Below are 5,170 nucleotides of genomic sequence, written 5' to 3' on the forward strand. Positions count from 1 at the left end.
AAATCTGCATTATCTTGCCGTAAAAGTGTTCTGTATTCTGCTCTTGAAGTAAACATACGATAAGGCTCTTCTGTACCCTTAGTAATAAGATCATCAATTAAAACACCAATATAAGCTTCATCTCTTTTTAAAGTAAACGGATCTCTTTCTTGAACTTTTAAACTAGCGTTTATTCCTGCTATTAAACCTTGTGAAGCTGCCTCTTCGTAACCTGTAGTTCCATTAATTTGTCCTGCAAAATACAAACCACTAACTAGTTTAGTTTCTAAAGTATGCTTTAGTTGTGTTGGTGGAAAGTAATCATATTCTATGGCATAACCAGGTCTAAAAAACTTAACATTTTCAAAACCTTTAACAGATTTCAAAGCATTATACTGGACATCTTCTGGAAGCGATGTAGAAAAACCATTCACATAAACCTCAACCGTGTTCCAACCTTCAGGTTCAACAAATAATTGATGTCTTTCTTTATCAGCAAAACGATTAATTTTATCTTCTATAGATGGACAATATCTTGGCCCTACACTTTGTATTCTTCCATTAAACATAGGTGAGCGATCAAATCCTTCGCGAAGCAAATTATGCACTTCAGGACTCGTGTAAGTCATGTAGCATGAGCGTTGTTCTGTTAATGGTTTTGTAACATCTAGGTATGAAAACTTATATGGATTATCATCGCCTGGCTGCTCTATCATTACAGAATAATCTAAAGACCTTCCATCGACTCTTGGTGGAGTTCCTGTTTTCATTCTTCCAGAATCGAATCCTATTGAAATAAGCTCTTCTGTAATTCCGGTTGCAGCACGCTCACCTGCTCTTCCTCCACCAAAGTTTTTATCTCCTATATGAATAAGTCCATTTAAAAAAGTACCATTGGTGAGCACAACCGTTTTAGCTTTAATTTGAATTCCTAAAGATGTTTTTACACCAACAACTTTATAGTTTTCAATTAAAAGCCCGGAAACCATCTCTTGATAAAAATCTAGATTTGCTGTTTGTTCTAAAAGCATTCTCCAATCTTCAGCAAAACGCATTCTGTCTGATTGACATCTAGGACTCCACATAGCAGGTCCTTTAGACTTATTAAGCATCTTAAACTGAATAGCAGAAGTATCGGAAACAATACCACTGTAACCTCCTAATGCATCAATCTCACGTACAATTTGCCCTTTTGCTATTCCACCCATAGCAGGATTACAAGACATTTGCGCTATATTTTGAAGGTTCATTGTAATCAACAATGTTTTACTTCCCATATTAGCTGCTGCTGCTGCTGCTTCACTTCCTGCATGTCCTGCACCAACTACAATTACATCATAAACTTCATTAAACATAATTCACCCTTTATAAAGCTTGTTATTCTGATGTCACTTCAGAATTATAAATTTTATTGTAAATCCTGAAACAAACTCAGTATAGGCACAAGCTATTTAACTTTGTTCCACGTGGAACATAATATTCTTTAAAATTTGATTTGCAAAGATACATTGAAATACTATAGTCGTTCTAAATAGAAATCTTCCTTAGATCGCATTAATTGTGCTTCACTCTCAGTTTTATCTTTATAACCACAATAATGTAAGACACCATGGATAATTACTCTAGATAGTTCTTGTTCAAATTTTACATTAAAATCTAATGCATTCTCTTTTACGCGATCTACAGAAATATAAATCTCACCATGTAGTTCTTTTCCTACCGAATAATCAAAACTAATAATATCTGTTAATGTATCGTGATTTAGGAAATCAATATTAATTTTATGCAAATAGTCATCTGAACAGAACACATAATTGATCTCACCTTCAGTGCAATTTTCTTCTTTTATAGCATTAGAAATCCACTCTGAAATCTCATGTTCATTAACTAAGTTAAAATTAGTTTCGTAATTAAAATTAATCATTCGCCTTTTTAAAATATTCTTGAATCTTTTTCTTAAAATGATTTTGCAAAGGTAAGGCTTGTCTATTTAATATTTCGGTTGTAATAAAGTATTGTTTAGCTGTTGGTATTTGGCTAGGGTTTGTATTATCAAATTCTTTTTTATTTGTTTCAGATTCGCGCTTAGTATCTTGTCCTTGCACAAAAGTAGCATTCTCTAACTTTAATAATTGGTGTTGCAAATCCATCATTTTTTGAAGGGTTTTATTGGTAAACCCATAATTCAATAAGTCAAGTTCTACCTCTTCCATTTGCTTAATGAGTTGCCCAGCAGATTCAATTTTACCTTCTTTAGTTAAACGATCTTCTAAGGCTTGTCTTAACTGTTGTTGTTGTTGGTAAATCTTAAAGAGTTCGGCGTTTTGTTCTTCTTTTCCACCTTCACCATAGCCATCATTTTCCTCGCCTTCACCATCACCTCCATCAACGCCATTTTTACCATTTGTGCCTTGATTACCTCCTTTACCATCTTTGCCTTCACCGTTTTCATTACCTTCACCATTCTGGTTGCCATTTTGTCCATTTTGACCTCCTTCTCCACCTTCTCCTTGTTGGTTACCAGATTTACCATTTTTACCACTCTGACCGCTTTCTCCTTGTTCGCCTTCTTGTCCTTGCTCACCAGGTTGCTTTCCTTCACCTTCTTTACCTTCACTACCCTCTTCGCCTTGTTTTTCGCCTTCACCTTGCTGTCCTTCTTCTCCTTCTTTTCCTTGCTCACTTTTTTTTACTCCTTCTTCCATTTGTTTATTCAACTCTTCCTGACTCATAATAATGTCTGGAAGTTGCTGTCCACCACCTCCACCAGATCCAGGAGAAGAATTCATTTGCATTTCCATATTATCTAAAGCATCACTTAAAAAACTAGCTAATTCATTGCTTGCAGTAATGGTATATTGTTGGGAAGAGACCCCTTGATACAACTTATTTTCCGTTAATTGCCCTAAAGCTTTATCTATATTAAAATAAACTTCTGTAATTTGAGAATTAACCTTTTCTGAAATTTTTGGTTGACGTAAAGACAATGCAAATAAGCTATCATCAATATGCTCAAAATGCTCTCTTAGATTACTTTGTTGAATAATATACTTACCGTATTTATTATTGTTAATATCAATAGCATCAAAAGTGTTCATAAGGCTTTCCTGATCGAAAGAAAACAACAATAGATTTTCTAAAATTTGTCGTAATGTCTCAACATCTTCTTGCATTTGACTTCCGCCTCCGCCTCCACCACCACTAAGCATAGACATCATGTTTTTGCTCATCTGTTTCATCTTTTGAGCAGCCTTTTTTTGTTTTTCTTGAGCCTTTTGCAATTGCTCTTGACTCTCTTCAGAATTTTGCTCTTCTTGGCTTTGTTCCTTTTTTTCTAAGGCATCTTTTGCTTCTTTCTGATCATACTTTACTCCATCTTCTAAAAACTCATCTACAGGCACATTCATAGGTTTTTGAAGACGCCTATCCTCTTTCTTTAAATCTTCTATATCTTTTTGAAGTTGATCAAATTCCTTATTTAATTCTTCTTGCTTTTCTTTAGTATTCTCTTTGTCTTTTTTTGAAAGTTCTTCTTGCTTTTTGGCTAAATCATCGAGTTGTTTACCAATCTTTTCAGCTTTTTTCATTACATAGAAACGTTTTGTCAACTCTAAAAGCTGCTTCATGCTACGTTTCTTGTTTTTATTTTGTTTAGCTAATTCTTCAAGCTTTTGGGTAAACTCTTCTTTATTGATTTTATCTTGTAATTTTTCTAACTCTTCTAAAAGCTTTTCGTCTTTTTTAAGTTGTTCTTCATTTTCTTTTAAGCGCTCTTTTAAGTCTTCTTTAAACTGATCTTCTTTTTTTTCTTCTTGAAATTCTTCAAGATTGTCCTGAAGCTTTTTATTAAAATTCTTCATCAGTTGCTCTTGCTGCTTTTGTCGCTTTAAGAAGTCTTCAAACTTTTTCTTGTCGTTAAAATTAAGTTCTTGCTTTTCTTTTTGTGTTTTAGAGAATTCTTCGAGCTTTTTATCTTGCTCTTGCAACTTTTCAAAAGTCTTACCTATATCTTTTATAGTTTGGTTTTGTTCTTGTAATTGCTTTTGCTCTTCTTCTTCTTGAGTACGTTTTCTGTAATTAAATACACTACTCATGGTACGTTTGTAATTGTGCAATGCATCGTTATCAAACACTTCAAAATACAATTGGTAGCTTATACCTTCTTCGAGATTAAATTGATTTGGAAATGCACTTACAAATTCGCTAAAATTAGATTTAGAAATTGAAATTGGATGAACTACCTTATTCGTTTCATCATCTACAGGATAATACACTAAATTTAATTTTGTTAACCCAAAATCATCACTTGCCTGTCCGTAGAAATACAAACTTTGAAGATCGATAGAATCTTTTTGAACCTTAATGCTTAGTTCAGGGTTTAAATCCTTAACTACACTAATACTATATGCTAAATTCTCGTAATCCTTTAGTTTATCGTTACTAGTAGAAATGCTGTAATTATAGTTTCTGTAAAGTCGTTTAGTAGCTTCAAATTTACCTTCCTCATTTTGCTTAAAAGGAAGTGTGTCATTAGCATAAATATTGACTTCGTTTGTAGATTTTGTTAATGCTTTCCAAGTAACTTTGGTGCCTTCGGGAATAACAGCTGAGCCAGTACTTTTTAATACCTCATCTTGTTTTCTGGTATAAGATGGATAATCTAAAACCATCTCAAAATTTACCAAATTAGGTGTGTTAACGACTTCTAATTCATAAGGTTTTGAATTAACATCATTTGCCGACAATGTAAACTCTATATTGTCTTTTGGTAGATTGAACGTGTATTGAAATTCACCTGGTGCTAATTGTTGTAAATAATACGATTGTCCATTAAATTGAATTTGGGCATTCTCTGGAATAACATCACCAGCAGTAGACACATTCAGCTTAAAATCTTTCCCTTCTATGGCTTGTAGCGACTCGTTTAAAACAAAAAACTGAAATGGTGCTGGTGGCTCATAAGCGGTTTTATAATTCACCACACGCTCATAACTATCGCTAAACCAATTAATTTTTCCTGTTGCGTAAGACAGTAATAAAATAACAATCGGAATTGCCGCATATTTTAAATACTTGGTATTAGACTTAAAATTTATAGCAGATTTAAAAGGAATGGGTTGCAACTCTTGCGATTTCTGCTCAATACTAGCAATTAATAAATCGGATTGCGTTGGGCTTTGGTTTAACTGTA

At 33.4% G+C, this 5,170-nt stretch carries 3 protein-coding genes; all 3 read right to left on the reverse strand.

What is annotated here, in order from left to right:
* Positions 1–1,334, reverse strand: a 1,334-nt coding sequence (gene mnmG, locus N4A42_RS13090; protein WP_294074808.1) for a tRNA uridine-5-carboxymethylaminomethyl(34) synthesis enzyme MnmG, incomplete at its 3' end; no start/stop codon positions are given.
* 161 nt (positions 1,335–1,495) lie between these two features.
* The gene (gene ybeY / locus N4A42_RS13095) at positions 1,496–1,903 is read right to left on the reverse strand and encodes an rRNA maturation RNase YbeY (protein ID WP_294074810.1); all 408 of its coding nucleotides are present in this window, start codon (positions 1,901–1,903) and stop codon (positions 1,496–1,498) included.
* A partial coding sequence (locus tag N4A42_RS13100; RefSeq protein WP_294074813.1) for a DUF4175 family protein occupies positions 1,896–5,170 on the reverse strand: 3,275 nt, incomplete at its 5' end. The genes ybeY and N4A42_RS13100, both read right to left, overlap by 8 nt.

Origin of the sequence: Winogradskyella sp., assembly GCF_025210595.1 — a bacterium.
GTDB lineage: Bacteria > Bacteroidota > Bacteroidia > Flavobacteriales > Flavobacteriaceae > Winogradskyella.

Coding starts and splice junctions, on each gene's coding strand:
- ybeY (WP_294074810.1), bottom strand. CDS start 1,903: ATGATTAATTTTAATTACGAAACTAATTTTAACTTAGTTAATGAACAT.